This window comes from Vibrio sp. OPT24 (assembly GCF_015163545.1).
GTDB classification, from domain to species: Bacteria; Pseudomonadota; Gammaproteobacteria; order Enterobacterales; family Vibrionaceae; genus Vibrio; species Vibrio cyclitrophicus.
Map to the genome: position 1 here is coordinate 1 of NZ_JADDYI010000051.1, position 434 is coordinate 434.

General features: G+C 42.6%; 1 rRNA gene. It reads left to right on the plus strand.

Annotated features, from left to right (window positions below):
• Positions 1 to 169: 169 nt before the first annotated feature.
• Positions 170 to 285 (plus strand): 5S ribosomal RNA (gene rrf, locus IQO02_RS13800).
• Positions 286 to 434: the final 149 nt, after the last annotated feature.

Here is a 434-nt window from a genome sequence, read left to right on the forward strand (position 1 = left end):
ATAGGCAGGGTGTGTAAGTGCTGCGAGGCATTGAGCTAACCTGTACTAATTGCCCGTGAGGCTTAACCATACAACACCCAAGGGGTTTTGTGGACTCAGATATACCAGACCTTGAATGCGTTTGAAGAGACATAACTTTTAAATACAGTTTTCCGAATTTTAAAATTTGCTTGGCGACCATAGCATTGTGGACCCACCTGATTCCATGCCGAACTCAGAAGTGAAACACAATAGCGCCGATGGTAGTGTGGGGTTTCCCCATGTGAGAGTAGGACATCGCCAGGCTTTAATTTCGACTTATCTCGAAAGAGATGAGTCAACATAGTTTTCTGAGTTAAAACTTAGAATATTATGTTGACTTTCAAAGTGGAAAGCGTATTATACGCGTCCTGCTTAAGTGCTAAGGCACTGAAAGCGTTCTCTTTTTAGAGAAC